The 17,188-nt window shown below is 58.5% G+C and carries 16 protein-coding genes and 2 pseudogenes; 11 read left to right on the plus strand and 7 right to left on the minus strand.

Features of this window, described 5'->3' with window-relative positions; genetic code table 11:
- Positions 1–390: 390 nt before the first annotated feature.
- A complete protein-coding gene (locus GA0061098_RS42340; protein WP_091967886.1) occupies positions 391–1,668 on the minus strand; it encodes an aminotransferase class I/II-fold pyridoxal phosphate-dependent enzyme in 1,278 nt (425 codons plus the stop codon).
- 437 nt (positions 1,669–2,105) lie between these two features.
- On the opposite strand from GA0061098_RS42340, the gene GA0061098_RS42345 reads away from it, so the two are divergent.
- The 4 genes and pseudogenes from GA0061098_RS42345 to GA0061098_RS42355 form a co-directional block, all read left to right on the plus strand.
- On the plus strand, positions 2,106–2,594 hold the full coding sequence (locus GA0061098_RS42345) for a lipocalin-like domain-containing protein (protein WP_165637970.1): 489 nt from the start codon (positions 2,106–2,108) through the stop codon (positions 2,592–2,594).
- An 18-nt stretch (positions 2,595–2,612) separates the two neighbouring features.
- Positions 2,613–2,837, plus strand: coding sequence for a hypothetical protein (locus tag GA0061098_RS46765; protein WP_245323984.1), 225 nt, complete (start codon positions 2,613–2,615; stop codon positions 2,835–2,837).
- A complete protein-coding gene (locus GA0061098_RS42350) occupies positions 2,735–3,163 on the plus strand; it encodes a transposase (protein ID WP_245323982.1) in 429 nt (142 codons plus the stop codon). The genes GA0061098_RS46765 and GA0061098_RS42350 overlap by 103 nt, the downstream gene beginning before the upstream one ends.
- A 100-nt stretch (positions 3,164–3,263) precedes the next feature.
- Positions 3,264–3,534: pseudogene (locus tag GA0061098_RS42355) on the plus strand (transposase domain-containing protein); the annotation flags it as partial.
- A gap of 1,254 nt (positions 3,535–4,788) precedes the next feature.
- Here GA0061098_RS42355 and GA0061098_RS42360 read toward each other — a convergent pair.
- Positions 4,789–6,447, minus strand: a complete 1,659-nt coding sequence (locus GA0061098_RS42360) for a class I adenylate-forming enzyme family protein (RefSeq protein WP_091967892.1) — start codon at positions 6,445–6,447, stop codon at positions 4,789–4,791.
- A gap of 469 nt (positions 6,448–6,916) precedes the next feature.
- On the opposite strand from GA0061098_RS42360, the gene GA0061098_RS47655 reads away from it, so the two are divergent.
- From GA0061098_RS47655 to GA0061098_RS44545, 5 genes are all read left to right on the plus strand, one after another.
- On the plus strand, positions 6,917–7,159 hold the full coding sequence (locus GA0061098_RS47655) for a helix-turn-helix domain-containing protein (RefSeq protein ID WP_430649306.1): 243 nt from the start codon (positions 6,917–6,919) through the stop codon (positions 7,157–7,159).
- Positions 7,160–7,315: 156 nt separating this feature from the next.
- Complete coding sequence (locus tag GA0061098_RS45815; protein WP_430649307.1) at positions 7,316–7,612, plus strand: Mu transposase domain-containing protein; 297 nt, start codon at positions 7,316–7,318, stop codon at positions 7,610–7,612.
- The gene (locus tag GA0061098_RS47660) at positions 7,612–7,998 is read left to right on the plus strand and encodes a hypothetical protein (protein ID WP_430649304.1); all 387 of its coding nucleotides are present in this window, start codon (positions 7,612–7,614) and stop codon (positions 7,996–7,998) included. The genes GA0061098_RS45815 and GA0061098_RS47660 overlap by 1 nt, the downstream gene beginning before the upstream one ends.
- Positions 7,999–8,047: 49 nt before the next feature.
- On the plus strand, positions 8,048–8,623 hold the full coding sequence (locus tag GA0061098_RS42375; protein WP_091967894.1) for an integrase catalytic domain-containing protein: 576 nt from the start codon (positions 8,048–8,050) through the stop codon (positions 8,621–8,623).
- 123 nt (positions 8,624–8,746) lie between these two features.
- A complete protein-coding gene (locus GA0061098_RS44545) occupies positions 8,747–9,445 on the plus strand; it encodes a hypothetical protein (RefSeq protein WP_129591116.1) in 699 nt (232 codons plus the stop codon).
- 1,163 nt (positions 9,446–10,608) lie between these two features.
- Here the strand turns inward: GA0061098_RS44545 and GA0061098_RS47665 are convergent.
- From GA0061098_RS47665 to GA0061098_RS42395, 3 genes are all read right to left on the minus strand, one after another.
- Positions 10,609–10,818, minus strand: a complete 210-nt coding sequence (locus GA0061098_RS47665) for a 3-hydroxyacyl-CoA dehydrogenase NAD-binding domain-containing protein (RefSeq protein ID WP_430649305.1) — start codon at positions 10,816–10,818, stop codon at positions 10,609–10,611.
- Positions 10,790–10,984, minus strand: coding sequence for a hypothetical protein (locus GA0061098_RS46770; RefSeq protein ID WP_245323983.1), 195 nt, complete (start codon positions 10,982–10,984; stop codon positions 10,790–10,792). Before GA0061098_RS46770 ends, GA0061098_RS47665 begins: the two co-directional genes overlap by 29 nt.
- A 215-nt stretch (positions 10,985–11,199) precedes the next feature.
- Positions 11,200–12,111, minus strand: a complete 912-nt coding sequence (locus GA0061098_RS42395; protein WP_091967903.1) for a beta-keto acid cleavage family enzyme — start codon at positions 12,109–12,111, stop codon at positions 11,200–11,202.
- A gap of 325 nt (positions 12,112–12,436) precedes the next feature.
- Here GA0061098_RS42395 and GA0061098_RS42400 point away from each other — a divergent pair, with 325 nt between their 5' ends.
- Entirely contained in the window at positions 12,437–12,628 is a 192-nt protein-coding gene (locus GA0061098_RS42400) for a hypothetical protein (RefSeq protein WP_091967905.1), read from the plus strand.
- Between the two features lie 778 nt (positions 12,629–13,406).
- On the opposite strand, the gene GA0061098_RS42405 is transcribed toward GA0061098_RS42400, so the two are convergent.
- Positions 13,407–14,354 carry an HpcH/HpaI aldolase/citrate lyase family protein gene (locus GA0061098_RS42405; RefSeq protein ID WP_091967907.1) on the minus strand — a complete coding sequence of 316 codons (948 nt, stop codon included), beginning with the start codon at positions 14,352–14,354 and terminating at the stop codon, positions 13,407–13,409.
- 1,269 nt (positions 14,355–15,623) lie between these two features.
- Between GA0061098_RS42405 and GA0061098_RS42410 the strand changes: the two are divergent.
- A pseudogene (locus tag GA0061098_RS42410) lies at positions 15,624–16,490 on the plus strand (TauD/TfdA dioxygenase family protein).
- A gap of 312 nt (positions 16,491–16,802) precedes the next feature.
- Here GA0061098_RS42410 and GA0061098_RS42415 read toward each other — a convergent pair.
- Positions 16,803–17,188 (minus strand): transposase (locus GA0061098_RS42415; RefSeq protein ID WP_208610748.1); only part of this gene is annotated, 386 nt, incomplete at its 5' end.

Consider the following 17,188-nt stretch of genomic DNA (forward strand, 5'->3'; position numbering starts at 1 on the left):
CGGCCTCGACCTCCCAAACCCTGCAATCTCAAACCGTCTCAAATCCGAAAAACAGACTCCCGCTCAATCGCTTAGAGCCTTGTTCACGGGCGACTACGTCCGCTTTCGTCGCCACAAAAGCGGCGCGATAGCCGTCGACCAAGAGCCGACGCACGATGCCCAATCTGATCCCGCGCGCTCCCACACGCGCAACGCGCCGGTCGCCTTAGTCACTCGACTTTTCTGGCTTCAGCATGATCGGAGTGCCGCAAACGGCGTAAGGAGCCAGCACCGCCCCGTCGAGAACATTGACCCAAGCGCTTCGGAAGCTCCTTCGGCGTCGAACAATGGATCGAGAGTTGACAAGCTTTAATCAGCCTTCTCAATACGAGCTGATAGCTGAACCATCAATTACCGCAGAGGGTATGGCTTTCCGGTTGCTTCTGCCACTGCATCCAAGATGCAGTCGCACAACCGCTCAATATCCTTTTCTTCATGGTCGGCCGTAATGCACACTCGAATCCCTGCCTTTCCTTGCGCGACCGTCGGGAAGAACGTCACCGAAGTGTAGAAGCCAGCGTCGAGAAGATCTTTGGTGATTGCAATCGCTTTCGTTTCCGATCCTATTGCAATCATTCTGATGGGAAATGAATTTCCTTCCTGGGCGGTTGCAATATGACGATCAAAGACCTTGATACGCTGTGTTAACCGCCTTTGCCGATCGCCAAGTTCTGCGGAGCCGTGAATCTTACATGACCCAAGCGCCGCACCAAGCGCCGCCAGATTGGGCGGCACCGAAAACGCATAAGGAATGGCGTACCGTCGAAACAGAGCTTCTTGCTCAGCCGTTCCGAGCATCACCATGCCGCCCGATGCGCCGAAGCCTTTAGCCAGCGAGGCTACTATGATCGTGCGGTCACCCAGCACTTGCGGAAATTGAGATCGAGCAAATCCTTCACCTTGGCGTCCGAAGATCGATATTCCATGAGCATCATCGATATAGAGAAAGAGCCCGTACCGCTCCTGGAGTTGCCGCAATTCTTTGATGGGCGCGTTCCCGCCCATGGAGTAAATACCATCGCATACGTAAGCAACCACTGGATGTTCGCGGCACAAGCGCTCGAGAGCGTCGATGTCGTTGTGCCCGATGGTTTCCAGACGGGTTTCATCAGCGACCACTGGCTTGTGATAGGCCAGCGATATGTGCGCCAGGCGGTCGAATACGACCAGCGGCTTTCTTCCGCCCGTCAATTGCCCTGAGGAAAGGAGGGGCATCGCACCTAGATTGGCCAGCATGACAGTGGAGAAGGCGAGCACGGATGCGCAGAACATCTCCGACAGGGTCGCCTCAAGCTCCGCCAGGAGATCGAAATTGAGGCGCGTTCGTGCGCATGACCAGTGCAATGACCGATGCGCCTCAATCGCACCGATCGCGCCAGCGACGATCAGCGGATGATTGTCCAGGCCAAGGTAGGAACATCGCACGAAATCAATTTTTTCCGGTCGACCTTCAAGTGGACCGGAGCCTAAAGCAAAGGCGCGTCCGGTGGTGGAACGTCCATGAACGGCCATGACACCAGCTTCATGGGCTGCATCGAAATAGGGACGACTCTTCTTGATCATGTAAGAGGTGTTGCGAAAATGGCCGGCCGGCCGACCATCTTCAGAGAGAGAGCTGCGCTGTGGCATCTGATTGTCCTTTCATTTGCCAAGTATGCAGAGCCCACGGCTTAACTGAGCCGCATAGCAGGCGCTTTGACGACAGCTCGCGTCAGGCTAGACTCTTTACGCGCGGCTCGACCGCGTCCTTAATCGAGTAAAGACATTATATCGGCGGGATCGCTTGGAGAGCTACCAGATGGGATAGCTTAGCTTTGACAGCATCGAACAAGACGCTCAAAGTGCCGCCCGCATTGCGTCGAAATCAGGAAGATTAATCCGCGGGTGCTTTGCCGGTCAGGGATGCGATTAAGAGGGCTGCTGCTTACGCATAAGATCATTTTCTTTTGCGGAGCCACGAAAGCAAGGCTCTGTGCTGAGAATCATGAGAAGCGGGTTTCTTCGATGCCTGCATGGATCGAGAAAGCCGTGAGGGACCTAACGATCGCAAGCGAAAGGAGAGACATGTGGCGACTGAAATATTGAAGGGCGATACCGTCCTTAAAACAGTGAAACGGGGCAAGCCACCTGCGGACTGTGCCGTGATAGGAACCTGGAAGCTCCAATCGTATGTGCGCGAGCGCCTCTCCGACGGGTACCGGCACAATCAGTTCGGCGACGCCCCAGAAGGCTATATTGGATACGCGGCTGACGGTCGCATGTATGCGATTTTTACCTGCTGCGACCGCGTCAAACCGCGCGACGTCGTGCCAAGTGAGGAGGAAAGCGTCGCGCTTCTCGCTACCATGGTTGCCTACGCCGGCACGTTCTCAATCGGCGATGACGTCGTCGTCCATCACATCGACACCTCTTGGAACCAAGCCTGGACGGGGACCGACCAGGCTCGTTACTACGTGCTTCATGGCGACACCCTCACAGTCACTACGGTGCCCTACGAGAGCTACCGGGACGGCATCATGGGGCGGTCCATCCTGGTCTGGCGCAGGGTTCGTTGACGTCGCAAAGAGCGACCGATGAACGATCTGTTCGCACTCGATGGAGAACACGCGGTTGCGTCAGAAGGTCTATCATGGGTTCCGAAAGTAGGTGAGAAATCGCGGTTGGTTGTAAGCGCTGAGCCGATACCCTGCTTTCAATGCGAAAAAGCCTTCGGGGTGAACGGCTGTGGGATGGGATTGGACGGAAAAAAAGGACGTCCATTTGGACAGCTCGTCAGTTGGGCCAGTCAGCCGGCTTGAAGTGCTTGAAGGGACCGTCCGGGCGTCATGCGCGTTCGGAGGTTGAGCGGGCTCGGATCGTCGCCGAAAGTCTGCTGCCTGGCGCTCAGGTGGCGGAGGTAGCGCGCAAGCGCGGGGCGACGCGTTGGCAGATTTACGATTGGCGACGCCGCTTCCGACAGCGCCGCGAATTCGCGCCGCTGGTCTTGGAGGGGCCGTTTGAGGAGCGTCAGGTTCCTGCAGTCACGCTCGATATTGCGATCCGCGACGTCGGCGTGCGGACGGACGCGGCGATAGATGGGGAGCAGCTGTCTCGGGTGATCCGCGCGGTGCGAGCGTCACGATGATTGTACCCGGCGCCGATCTGAAGATTTACATCGCGACGCGGCCTGTCCACTTCCGCTGCGGCCACGATGGGCTTGCCGCGAAGGTGCAGAAGATGCTTCGGGGCTGACGCGCTTCCTCGATGACGGGCGTCTCGAGCTCAACAATCCGGTTGAAAACGCGATCCGGCCGATCTGCTTGACCAGAAAAAACGCTCTTCGCCGGTCAGGAGGTCGGAGCCGAAAACCGGGCCTTGCTCGCATCCATCGTGGCGACCTGTAAGCTCAACGACGTCAACCCGGTCGCCTACATCGCCGAAACCCTCACGGCGATCATTGCCGGCCATCCCCAAGACGAAATCGACGACCTCATGCCATGGCGAAGAGACCAATAAGGAATCTTTGCTCTAGCGCTGCGATTGCAGGCGCTTGAGCTTCAGAGCTGCCCGCAGCAGATCCCCCTGGCCACATCGCCACCGTGAACTGGTAAATGCTGCTCATCGGGAGTTGACCACTTTTCGCATTCGGTGGCTCGTAAGGTTTCCGGCGACGGGGCATCTAATGATCAGCACTACTTTGGCCGGTTCTGGGCTCATCAGATCGGATCTGAGGGCCGTGAGCCGCTCATGATCGTCGGCCTTGCTGGATTTTGCGGTTTCCATGATGCTCTGACCTGGTGGTGATCGGCCGGCCGAATTGGCAGCCCGTCCAGCACCCCATCGCAGAAGGACCTTCGCATGAGCATGGTTGTGCAGCTGACAACCGATCTTTGGTGTGAACAGGAAGTAAGTCGGGGCGGGTTGTTGCCAGCAGATCAATCGGAATCGGAATCAAACGTGATGCAAAACAATTCGCGCCGGCTCGATACTTCATCCGAGAACGTTTCGAGCCTGATTTTCCTTCGCCATTCTGGGACGTTCACTCGCCTAGCAGAAACGTGATGACGAAACTCATGACCGTGCGTCTTGAATGAACCTGTGCTGACCTGGCGACCGGACTAAGTGTCATGGCGCCTTGATACGGATCCGCCCCCTGATCTTCTAGGCCCCATCGATATCCGGGACACCAAATCGGTTTGATCGCGGCTTCATAGAGCTCTGTAATTCGCACGGAGCAGTAATAGCAGCGAAGCGATACGAGTTGAACGAGACGCAATGGGCGAGGACATTACTGGCGGGCAAAGCCGGCGACCCCGACGTTCAGCGGTATCATCGCGCCCGTCCAAGCTGCGTCGACACAATTGGCAAACGGGAGCTTCCAAATGTCCCTAAGCTCGATCGCGAAGTGGTGGTCACCCGCCCTTCTCATGAGTAGCGAACTGCGGTAGGCTAAGCGCAATAGCTGGTCGATGTCGCGGTTGGGAGGACACCTTTGATGATTTTAGTCAGGGCGCTCAGTGAATAGGCGAGCGGATCGACGTTATTGAGCTTGCAGTCTCGACCAAGGACCCGACGACAATGCGGCCGCCATTCCGGTCGGTCCGTCGCGTACCGACAGAAGATCGGCGGCAGCAGTGGTCTGAGCAAATTTTCGACTATTAATCTCGAATTGAGGACGGGATGCCGCGGTCATACTTTTGGCCCTTTGTGGCGCATGCAGTTCCGAACTGGCAAGTGGGAGCGTGCGGGAATCGGGACCGAACATCGACTTCAGCCCCAACGCTTTTTCTCCGTGTCGTAGGCCCCAGCAAGCGGATCGCTCACCGCCATCAGCTCACGCTTGATCAGCGTATTGCTGGAGCTGGTTCTTCGAAGCATAGGAACAAAAGCGATGTACCGCGGCACCTTGAACACTGCAAGATTGGCACGTGCATGTTCGAGAATGCGATCGACGGACAGATCGGCAGGTGTGAGACCTTCTCTCAGCTCCACGTAGACCTTCACCTCCTGGCCGCGCTTGCTATCGCGAACGGGTATGGCCGCTACATCCGCAATCTCAGGAATCTCTCGGATGACGGCCTCCACCTCGCGGGCAGCGATGCTCTCGCCTGAGCGTCGGATTATCTCCTGTGTGCGTCCTACTAACCAATGAAGGCCTGCCTCGTCGCGGCGTAGCAGGTCTCCCGTCTTGAACCATTCGCCTTCAAATAACGCTGCATTCGCTTCCCGTCGATTCCAGTAGCCCTTAAGAATTCCACGGCCACTCACCCACAGCTCCCCGGCTTCCCCTATTGCGGAGGGGGTGCCATCGTCGTTCATCAGTCGCACATGCCGAAACGGGGCACGAATGCCCACGGAACCTAAGTCGGCCATATCATCAAGGTCGTTCGGCATTTGTGTGCCAAACCCGATCTCCGTCATCCCATAAGCATCCTGGGTACGCATTCGGAACCGTTTCCGGAGTTTGCGTACCGTATCAGGGCTGCAGCCCCACGTAAGGCTCTTCTGCAGGCATGTTGATGACCCGTCCTCGTCGAGCGCCTCAGCCTGGCGCGCTATCGGCTCAGGAAAAAAGCACCATTCGATACGATGCTGCTTGACCCAACCGATGAAGCGGGTCGAGCTCATGGACGGAGCCAGATAGAAGGTCCCGCCCTGCCGATACGACTTTAGAAGATGTTCCTGCGGATCGGCATAGAAGAAAGGCTGCGCGGACAGATACCTCTGGTATGGCCGCCCGTCCCCGCAGGCCCCCTGGTACGAGCGCACCGCCCAGTAGTCGTGGGTTAACATGCAGCCCTTCGGAAAGCCCGTTGTTCCAGAGGTATATTGTATGTTTAATAAGTCATCGGGTCGGACATCCTCCTCTACTAAAGTGTCGTCGACGGACTTGAGCAACTCATCCAGGGTAGTGGCTGTCTCGCTGGAAAGCTGTCCAACGAAAATCAATCCATCCTTGGCGAGGTCTTGCGGCCAAGGCTCCATCGCCAAAAACACTGACCTCACAGACTCGTCGACCACGGCGAACTTGGCCTGTGTATCGCTGAGAACGTATTCCATCTCTCTCGGCGTGTAGCGCATGTTGATTGGGACCATCACTGCACCGAGCTTGGCGATAGCGAACCACACGATCGGGAATTCGATACGATTGGGCAGCAACACCCCAATGCGATCGCCCTTGCGTACGCCGCATGCGCGCAGCGCATGCGCACATTTATTGGACGATCGATCAGTCTCAGAGTAGGTCGCGCGCTCGCCGCGCTCAAAGACGTCGATCGCGATCGTTGAACCGTGTGTTCTCGCCCGCATTGAGACCAGTTGTCCAATAGTGATGGTCTCATATGCCGATTCCAGCGCATCGACTTTGCACAACGCTTTTGCGATACGCTCTTTAAGCTGGGCCTCGGTGATCTTTGTCAGGGTTGTCATCGGAAACCATCAGGCTCAAGGGGCAAAAAAACAGACCAACCAGCGGATGCCGTTTTTCGGTTGACAGCGCACAGCGAACGCCACGCGGTCGCGAACTTCCCTCGGCCTGCCAGTCCGGCATGCGCCGGGATGGCCGTAGAACAAGCGCGCCGCTATCGCAACACTTCGAAGCCGCCAATACACTCGGGTTGCCATCGTTGCACTCTGTCCTATGGTGATGAGCTGCAGCATAGCCTAACGACGAGTTGTACATCACGAACAAGAATCGAGGCACTACCTACTCTAGTGAGTCGCCGCGCATCCTGCGCGATGTGTGTCGCGCGCCATGAAAAACTGCCCCCCTCAGCGTCACGAGGAATTGCCCCCTCCTCGGATAGCTGGGGAGAGAGTGAATGAAGCCTTCGCTGAAGGCTCGTCGTGGAGTGATCCACGGGGGCAAGTGATGTAGACGCCGCATGACGTGGCCGAGATGTTGCGCCTGAGGGCGTGCGGGTGGGGTCTGAAGCGGATTGCGCGGCAGCTGGGCTGCAGCCATCCCACGGTGAAAGGCTACGTGGCGGCGGGCGGGGTGAAGGCGTTCAAGTCGCCTGAGCGGCCGAAGCGTCTCGACGGCCTTGACGGTTGGCTGCGCGAGAGGCTCATCGGCATCGCGGCAATGCCGACGTGGTGCGCCAGGACCATTCGAGGCGCATCTGGCCGGATGGGAGCGTGAGGTTGCGAACGTTCGTATCCACGGCACGACCGGCGAGGCGCCGATCGCTCGCTTTGCGCGTGACGAGCTACATCGGTTGAAGCCGCTCGGCGGGCAGCCCTCGTTCGGATCCTTCGTGAACTGACCCGCGTCGTCGGCCATGATTGCGCCGTCGAGATCGACACGAACAGCTACTCAGTGCCGTGGCGCCTGATTGGCGAGCGCGTGGCGGTAACGATCGCGGCCGCCGAAGTGCGGATCGGCCATGGATTGCACCAGGTCGCAGTGCACAAGCAATCGGAGGGGCGCCGGCTGCGGATTGTCGATTCCGCGCACCTCGACGGGGTTGCCGGCCGCAATGGCGCGGTCTGCCGACCGGTAAGCGCGACCCCAACGGTGTCGGCGCCTTCTTCACTGGCCTCGTTGTTTCGTCCTCTTGCCGAATACGAAGCAGCAATCGGAGGGAGCTTCTGATGGCGCGCGCAAAGAGAACAACCGAAGCCCCCACTGACCCGCTGGACGCCATGCTGGCGCGATTGCAGCTCTCCGGCATCCGCGACCAGCTCGACAACCTGCTCGACGAGGCGGCGCGTGCGAACCTGTCGGCGCGTGAGACACTGATCCTGCTGTGCGAGCGCGAGATTGCGCGCAAGGATCATCGCCGCATCGATCAGCGCTGGTGGAGCGTTATCGGGCGAGCGGACGGCTCGAGAAGGCACGGATCCTGGACGAGCTGTGTGCCGTTACGGGATGGCATCGCAAGCACGCGATCCGAGCACTGTCGGTGGACGGAGCATCGGGATCGGCCGTGCCGCGGCGACGGAGCCGGACCTACGGAGCTTCCATTCGCGTTGCACTGATTGTGCTATGGGACGCCTCTGACCGCTCTGCAGTAAGCGGCTCGTCGCGATGATCCCGTTTTTGCTTCCGGCTCTTGAACGGCACGGCAGATTGAAGCTTTCTGCCGATGAGAGGTCGAAGGTTTTGAAGGTGAGCGCGGCGACGATCGATCGCCTGCTGAGCGACGTAAGGATTGCAGCAGCCGGACGACGCCGACGGCGGGCGGGCTTTTCCAGTGCCGTACGGCGGCAAGTCCCGGTGCGTACATTCAATGACGGGGGATCACCTCCGCCGGGGTACTGCGAAGCGGATCTGGTTGCGCACGGCGGCATGTCCGTATCCGGCGCCTTCATTCAGACGCTAACAATGGTGGATGTCGCAACGGGAGGGGGGACCGAATGCTTTCCGCTCGTCGTGCGTGAAGCAGCGCTTGTGGTCGAGGCCCTCGAGCGCGCCCAGAACCTATTTTCCTGGCCCGTTTGCGGTCTCGATTTTGACAATGACAGCGCCTTCATGAACGACACGGTCGTGTCGTGGTGCCGTTCTCACGATGTCGAAGTCACTCGTTCCAGGGCCTACAAGAAGAACGATCAAGCGTTCGTTGAACAGAAGAACGGAGCTATCGTTCGACGCCTGGTGGGCTAGGGGCGCTTTGAAGGCATTGATACCGCTCGCTCATTAGCTCGCCTGTTTGCCGCGGCACGGCTGCACATCAATTTCTTCCAGCCCTCGTTTAAGCTGAAGGAGAAGCACAGCGAAGGTGCCAAGATGACCAAGCGCTATCTCCCTCCCGCTACGCCGTACGAAAGAGCATTGGTCCACCCGAGGCTCAATGAGGCATTCAAAGGTCGGCTGCGAGAGATTTACCGGACGGTTGATCCGGTGGCATTGCTGGCACAGATGCGGGACGCTCAGAATGAGCTGGGTAAGCGCGTCGATCAACGGGCTGGAAAGCCAGCGATGACTGTCGCGCAGGGGCATAGCGACTTAGCGGCCTTTGCCCGAGAGCTCGGCGATGGTTGGAAACAGGGTGAGCAGCGGGGCATTCATCGTCGTCGCTATGTGCGGCGCAAGCCTGTGCCACGTCGGCCATCGATGCTCGACCCCTACATTCCCATCATCGAGGAATGGCTCGCCGCGGCTCCGCACTTGTCCGCGGTCGATCTTCTCTCCCGGCTGGAAGCGCATGCGCCCGGTCGGTTCAGCGGCCATCAGCGGCGCACGGTGCAGCGATTGGTGAAGAATTGGCGATCAAAGGCCGCTCGACAGCTCATCAGCAGCACAGAGATCACCGGTTCGAGCTTCGGGCCTTCGTATTTAATCCTGACAGGTTCTTTCGTGCCGAAGCACCGCAGGCCGCTCGCTCGCTACGCGCTCTGGAGGGCGCGCTTCGCGAGCGGCTTGCTCGGACCCGCGGCGTCCAATTCACGCGACAGCTGGGGGCGCTTCGGTAACATTGTCATCTGAGGCAATATGAGGGGGCAGATCCGGATGGCGTTTGACACGATGTGCCTCTGTCTCGCTTGCACGAGGCGCATACTGGTCGTTGCTCCACATTTTTCGCGAGGGTGTCACCGCAGAGCGCTGCCTTACCCTATTGGCACTTCGTAATCTCAGGCGGCCACGGCCGAGTTAGGCTGTTGCAACCCCGAGGTGTCCGCGGGCGCACATTCCAGATGTCCTGTCGACGCTGACCGAGGTCATGCAGGCCCTTAGCAAGGCGTGATTTGTGAACTCGGACCAAGGGAAAACTGAAAACAGATGGCGATTAGATGCCAATGCGACCGTGAATCTTTGTGTTGCGCCTCCACGCAGCGGACCAACAGCTCGTTTGTGCTACTTTCCTGTCCTTTCGCCGGCCCGCCGAGCGATGGGCTTTGACGTTCGTGCGTTTGATCACTTGCGTCTCCGTACCGCATCGTTGACCGGCAAGGTCTCGAGCCTGGTTGTCCCAGGCTCCGCACGCACCAACCGAAGAGCTCTGACCCTTGTCATGTGAATCTGAAACCTACTGCATTGGTCTTTCTATCAGGAGCGTTTGACAGAACCCACAATGTCTCGCTCTACGGAGCAGTGGCAAGCCGAACGCTCTTCGTCGGATTGTGTGGGAAAAGCCAGTCTCAACAGCCATCGAGCTGGAGGAACGGCTCTCATTGATGTGGCCGTTGTTGTCAAGCCCGCGAGAGCGCATCTGCAGGATCGGCAAGCAACGAGTCGGTCTCTAGAGTGGGCTGCAGAGCGCACGCGCGAAGCCCCTGTTCCCAGCGTGCGAGCGTCTCGCCCGGTCTCCGCAACCCTGCGAGCGACGCCCATGTAGGAAGCCCAAAGCAAGTCGGTTCGTTTGTGCTGGAGCGGCACGGCTAGAGGATTGGCCTCTGCTTGCGCGTCTGCCTGTGCGGCCACTTTCCAAGAAAGCTGTATCCATTTCGGGCTTCTCGGTGAGCCACGACCACGGCCACTTGAACGCCCCATTGCTCGACGCTTTGACGCCCGCCGGCACCGCTATTGGCCATTCGATAGAACCGATGCCCCTCGGCGCAGCGCCTAGGAGTAGCGTACCGCGTCATCGCTCTCCTGCAGGGTTGCCACGAGTCGTGCGCCAACCAAAGTGCCTCGCGCGAGATCGCCTCCTACAGCCGATTCGCGATAAACCCGTCCACCTCTCTGCGCATCACAGGCGGGTGCATTCCAATCGCGCGGTAGATGGCCGCTGCTTGCTCCAACGCATCGGGTCCTGTGCGCTCACCGGCCCACAGCTCAACCAGCGGCAACAGATACACAGGCTGGAACGCGTGCGCGACGGGGAAGCACTCAGGATTGTCCATCTCCGCCTGCAGCAACGTCGGCCGAAACCCCGAGGTCGAGGAGCAGATCAGCGTTCCAGGCCCTTCCGCGCGGCTTTGCGAACGCGAGCAGCTGCTGCTTGAGCTCGAGGCGTTCCGGCGCGGATTCCTGCACGAGATCCACGCCGCGCACTGCGTCCCTGACATATTCAACAACCGTCAACCCCCTTCCGGGGCAACCGGAGCATCGTCAGTTGGCGAAACGCCCGCCGCGCGTTAGCCAGCATGCCTTCACCTCGCTCGACCGCACCGGACGACGGGCCATAAAGCCGCACGTCAACGCCGTTGAGAATGAAACGAGCCGCCCACCCGCCGCCGATGGCACCACCCTCGAGCCCCCTACGGCGCGCGGCTGCTTCTCAGAAAGCTTGGGAATTCTCAATCGTCACCATTGACCTCCCTGCGCATAACTTTGAGCTTGAGCTTCTCGCGCATCTCATTGGGACTCATCACCCGGACTCCGATTCGATCAAGGATGTCTATCGCGCGCTGCACGAGCCCGGCGTTGGTTGCCAATCGCCCGCGGGAGAGATAGAGGTTGTCTTCCAATCCTACTCGCACGTTTGCGCCGATCATCGGCGCCAACGCAGCGTACGGGAGCTGCATCGGTCCGACCGAAAAAGTGGAATAGACCGCGCGCGACGGGAGCTGGTGCACCAGCGCCATCAGCGTCGTCAGGTCGTCGGACGCCCCGTAGCCGACACCCATGCAAAGTTGAATCAGCGGCACATCATCAATGAAACCCTCTTTGACCAAATCGTGCACCATTTTCAGATGGCCGGTATCAAATACCTCTAGCTCAGGCTTGACCCCAAGCTCTTGCACATGCGCTGCCATCACCCGCAGCATCCCGATGGTATTGATCATAGCGCCGTCACTCCCCTTCCTGGAGCTCATCGACCCACAATCAAGTGTGCATATCTCCGGACGCAGTTCTTCGACGTGCACGAGGCGCTCGAGCGCGCCGAGCATGTCCGTCTCCAACGAAAGGGGCAGCGGAGAGTTCGAGCTACCCAGCACGATATAACAGCCCTCTCCTGTAGTGAGGTTGATGACCGGGTTCACATCGGATTTTCGAATGCGGCGCACGACCTGTCGATACAGCGCAGGATCCAGCACGCCCTCCCGGGTCTTGAGATCACGCACATGGAGGTGCACCGCCGCCGCTCCTGCGCGCGCTGCCTCGATCGCCGATTCAGCGATTTGCTCCGGCGTTACTGGCACATTCTTCTGTGTGGGCGCCTGTCCTCCCCCAGTTACCGCACAGGTGATGAACACCTCTGAGATCATCCCACCTTCTCCTTTCACTTAAGCTTGACCAGCGTCCGCTGAGTTCTACGACAAGTTTCATCCCGTGATGGTTACGTACCCGTACTTTTTAACGGCGCTACCGCATCGACTAGATCAGCGAGCGGATCTCATCGGGAGCTCCTAGCATCAGAGCCGCTGCGAGCGCCCCGGCTGCGGCAGTCCTTCAACTCAGCAATCGACGCGCCACTCCCAGCAGCTCCTGCGCACACTTGCGCGCGCCTGGCAAGCAGCCTGGGAATATGCGTCGCCCGTTGTCGCATTTTTCAACATAGCCGTAGTCGGTTAGATCCGCCAGCGTGACCAAATGTCGTCCTATGTGATGCGGGTTGTCCATCCTGCCGGCTTGAACGACTGCTTGATATGGCGCGTGCCATATGACGATCTCACGGCCAATGCGCTCAACATCTGGGGTAGCATTCGCCATCAAACATTTCTGGCTGACGGCCGTGCGATGGGCATATTCCAGCCGCAGCAGCTCCCGATCGAATGCCGCTGACGTTATACCGCCTTGACAACGCATACTTCGCGAACCGTCGCTAGTCGGACCCGAAGGTTTACAGCTTGCCGGATCGGGCCATGATGGCTGCGTTTACGCAGCCGACGTAGGTAATTCATCCGTTGTCGACACACCGTAGCTTAGCTAATCAGCAATCAAAGATGTAGTGGAGTCGAAATTGCCGTCGGTGGGCAATCGCAAACAGCAAGCTCCTTACCTCTGAACACGACCCTCTCCGCTCGCCTGACAAGTTTGTCGCGCCGGCACAAATCCAAACTGATTACTCTCGACAAGAGGAGTTCATCCATCGCTTTCTGCTGCACATATTGCCGTAGGGATTCCGCCGCAATGGTCATTTGGCGTCCTGGTGAACGCCTGCCGCGTCGTCAAAATCGCCCATCTGCGCGGATCTTGGGGCGCGCCCGAGCCACCTTCCTTCGCATCTGAATGGGGTCTGGAGGAGCGATCCTACAATCCCTCCCACACCTTCTGCGCGGAACCGCTTGACCCATTTGGCCACCGTCTTCGGCGTCGTCTTGAACTGGACCTCCTCCTTGGTTCAGACCAGATGGACAAACTCCTGAGAGGCCACACCTAGACGCAAGCAAAATCGGTGTACGTCAGATTAAGAGTGAGCTTGAAGGGACGAAGCCGCTCACACAGAATGTGAGCCGCTGGACCAAAGGCAGCGAGCAATCTTCTGGAGATTGATGGACGACACCTCCTGCCGCTGCGATCGCACTCACCACTTCAACCCGTCAGCCGTCGCATGGCCTCCTCAAAGTGGGGGTAGCTCAACTTTCGGAACCTTGCCAACATCAACTCCGACTGTGTGAGCCCTTTTAAGGACGTCCATGGCAGTCCGCACAAGCGCATAGTCCAGCATCGTCGACTTGTGCCGAACAGCGCCCTCGCCGCGAGCAGTGGCATCCGCCACGACGGTAACGATTTCGCGCGCCTCGTTGATCTCGTCCTGCGATGGCGAGTAGATCTCGTTGATAACGGGGATATGACTAGGGTGAATCGCCGACCCAAACGATGCGCCCATGCGCTTCGATCTTTCGCCGATTCGCCGGACTAGCTCGAGGTCGTCCAATCTCGCGGTCATAGCGCCTTCAACGTGTATAATCCCGGCAGCGCGAGCTTGCAGCACCGAATAGGCTCCAAAGTAAGCCCCCTCATCCGTCACGTCATTGAGCTGCAGGCCTAGGGAGCGTGCCCCGTCTCCACCTGGGGTTGGACCACCAGCTGCACCGGTCCGCTTGATCCTCTGAGAAGCCATGCAGATTTCGTAGAGCCTGTACATCGCGTGCGCGGTTTCCGCGTGCGGACAAATCTCGATTCGACCGACCGGAAGACCGCGCGACCTCTCCAGCTCCCCAAGCACAAGATCTAGAGCGGCAATATCTTCCGGATCTTCAGTCTTCGCCAGAGCCACCCCGTCGAGGCCATCGATTACAACCGCATTAAGGTCGTCTAACAGACAGCCTGTTCTCCACCTATTGAGCCTCACGAAGCGCCCGAAGGGGCCGGTGCATAGTTCCTTGATTGCTGCCGCAACCGACTTGCGAGCTCCAGCCTTCTGAGTAACTTCAACCGAGTCTTCGAGATCGAACATCAGGGCATCGGCTCCAAATTTGGGCGCCTTCAACATCCACTCGAGTTTGTTGCCAGGGACGTAGAGCATGGAGCGATACCAGCGAGCTTCTCGAAACGTCTGGGGCATAATTCCTTCCTTATTCGAAACTCACATTTGCAACGCCGCATCGAGGCCGATGCCTCTTGCTGTCTTGGGACCACCTTTTTAGCTTGGCTGTTTTTACATATCTGAATTGCCCGCGCGCCTACCTTTTCTGGCGGGCTAACCCGCGCCGTGTAGCGCCGGTGTCTTTTCGAGCATTGGTCTATCCAGTGGGCAATCGTGTTCGCGATGGTCGGCGCGAGTCTGCAGATCTGGCATGGTGGCCTTACAGCAATCGGGTGGCGCGTGCCGTGCATCAGGGAGGCGTCCGTCTAGTAAAGGCCGCGACTCGTGATCTCGCGACAATCAAGCCGCCGCACTGACGCGGGGCGGAGGCCGCCGTCCTCTTCGCGACGGAAGAACGCGGTTCGGCCTTGAAGCGAGAAGATATGAGCGCACCAGGATTGCGATATCTGCTCCCGACAGCTCAGCCGCCTACTCCACGATCAGCCGGTCGATGGGCGTAAGTGTACTGTACAGATCACGTCTCTGACAATGACTACCGACGAAATCCATTTCGCGAATCGGCAAGCCGCCAAGACAACGCAGCTGTAAATGTCGCTCCCGACTCGCTCTGACAACCACTCCGCATACTCCCCGAATTGAATTCGGCTTGTGACCGCCCAACTGGCCAGGAGCGACACTGCCGGTGCAGCAACCGCTTGTCGTGCCGATCGTCATCGCGAAGCGATTCGCGGCCCGATTGCGAAACACCCCGCCCTCGGTCGGCCACGACACGCGTGCGAATATCTGGGGTATAAGGTTTGCCCATCTATGAAACCGGCGCCAGCACGGATACTCTCTTTCCTTCACCCGCGCCCGACTTGAATGTATCGGAAAGACCTGTGTGTCGGCTTCCATGAGTTCGGCGTCATGGCTATTTTTTGCTGTGATCGCGTGCCGACCACGATCAGGTGAGATCAGCCCAACAATAGAGATAGGTGCCATCGCAATAAAACGAAATGTAACACCAGCCACCAAGCGAACACGAAAGCCAAGAACAACACGACAGCGCGAACAAGAACAAGAGGTAGAGAGCAGGAGCGACATGATAGCCATAACGATCGACCAAAGCGAGCGAGCGGCCTGACTTTTATACTTGACCAAGATAATGGGCGGAGATAGAGGCCGGACATCTTTTCGAACTGCGTAAGAGCTCACGCCTCTATTCTGAGCGCAGCTTTTTCAGTTGATCATCTTGCGAGAAGAACCTTGTCTGGCGAAAACAACCCGATAAACCTGGAGAACGCCAACATGAGTGAAATGGCTTTGATCAAGAGTGCCATTCCGCGCACGGATGTCGTCAAACAGACGGCGCTCATCGGAACTCAATCAGGGGTATCAAGCTTTCGGGCGATTTTCCGGACCAGACCATTGCGGCCGTCAAAGCCTTCCCTGCTTGAGCGCGAAGTCATCTTCTTCCTCGACCAGGGTCATCTTGACGACGCTGAGCAGGAGCGCGTTGCACGTCGTTCTGGACAGCTTGCGCCGGAGTTGGCTTCTACCAAGGGAACAATGTCGATCCTCGACATAGATTCCGCACGCAGACTCTACCGGACTGACCAATGGCACACCGATTGGTCTTGCTTGGATGCCTAGCCCAATTTTTCGGTGCAGCGTGGTGTTGTGATCCCACCAGTCGGTGGGACACGGTGTGCTCAAACACCGCGGCCGCATATCTCGATTTGCCGCGGGCGCTGCAACGGCTTGCCGACGACCTCTGGGCTATTCACAGCTTCGATCGAGCTGCCCGCGTCAACGAAGCCAAGGATCTTGCTGACAAGGCGCTTACCGCGACGAGGTTCGAGACGAGCATTCCGTCGTACGTGTCCACCCTGAAACCGGCGAGCGTGCGCTAGTGCTCGGCATTTATGCGAAAAGCTTTGTTAATGTCTCGAAATATGATGGCCAGAGGATGTTCGATCTTTTTGAGTCTCATATCACCGCGCCAGAAAACACCGTACGCTGGAGCTGGAAGCAGGGTAAGGTCGCTATGTGGGACAACCGCGCCACGATCCATTATGCAGTCAACGATTGCGGTGAGCAGTTCGTCGCGCGACAATCGAAGGCGAGGTGCCCGTTAGCGTCGACGGCCGTCGCAGTATGCGCGTGTCAAGGTAATCAAGTAGCCGCCCGCGAATGTCGAATAGCGCGGTCGCAAATCTGAAGTAGAGCCGTCCGAAGCGGACGCGGCTGCGACGCACGCTTGCTGCTTGCAGTTTCTGCAGGTCACACCAAAGCCACACGGCGAGGGATATTCCCTAGCAGGCTTGACACAGACCGAACTCCGCTAAAAGATTTCGGCTGGCAGCCGCCCCGCTCAGAACGCCCCTGGAAGTTGCGACTACGCGGTGTACGCCTTTATGGCTAAGATCGATGTCCGATTGAATTGCAGTACGTAGTCGTCCGTGAAGAAGGCGGGAGAGCGCTGATTTAAACGATCTTTTGGGCAGGGACAGTTTCGGTGAACGCCCGGATAATGGCACACAAGAGTTCTGCGAGCCACCGCAGGAGCAGGCCGAAGTTGTAGCCGGCGGCGGCGAGGACGGCGTTGATGCGGTCGCCGACGCGGCCTTTGAGATAGTTGCGGTCCATGCGGTGCTCGGCCTTGACGTGGCCGATGACGGGCTCGACAGCCGCGCGACGCTTCATCTCGCGACGGATGGGAGCTGTGACGCGGCGGACCTGACCCGAGATCCAGACCCTGAACCGATGCGGGTGGTTGTGACCGCGATATCCTTTGTCGACGTGGATACGGCGAGCCTCCACCCCGGTGAGCTTCTCCATGTCGGCGATTACGGGACCGAGCGTGTGCCCAT

The sequence above is a fragment of the Bradyrhizobium shewense genome (assembly GCF_900094605.1).
Lineage (GTDB): Bacteria > Pseudomonadota > Alphaproteobacteria > Rhizobiales > Xanthobacteraceae > Bradyrhizobium > Bradyrhizobium shewense.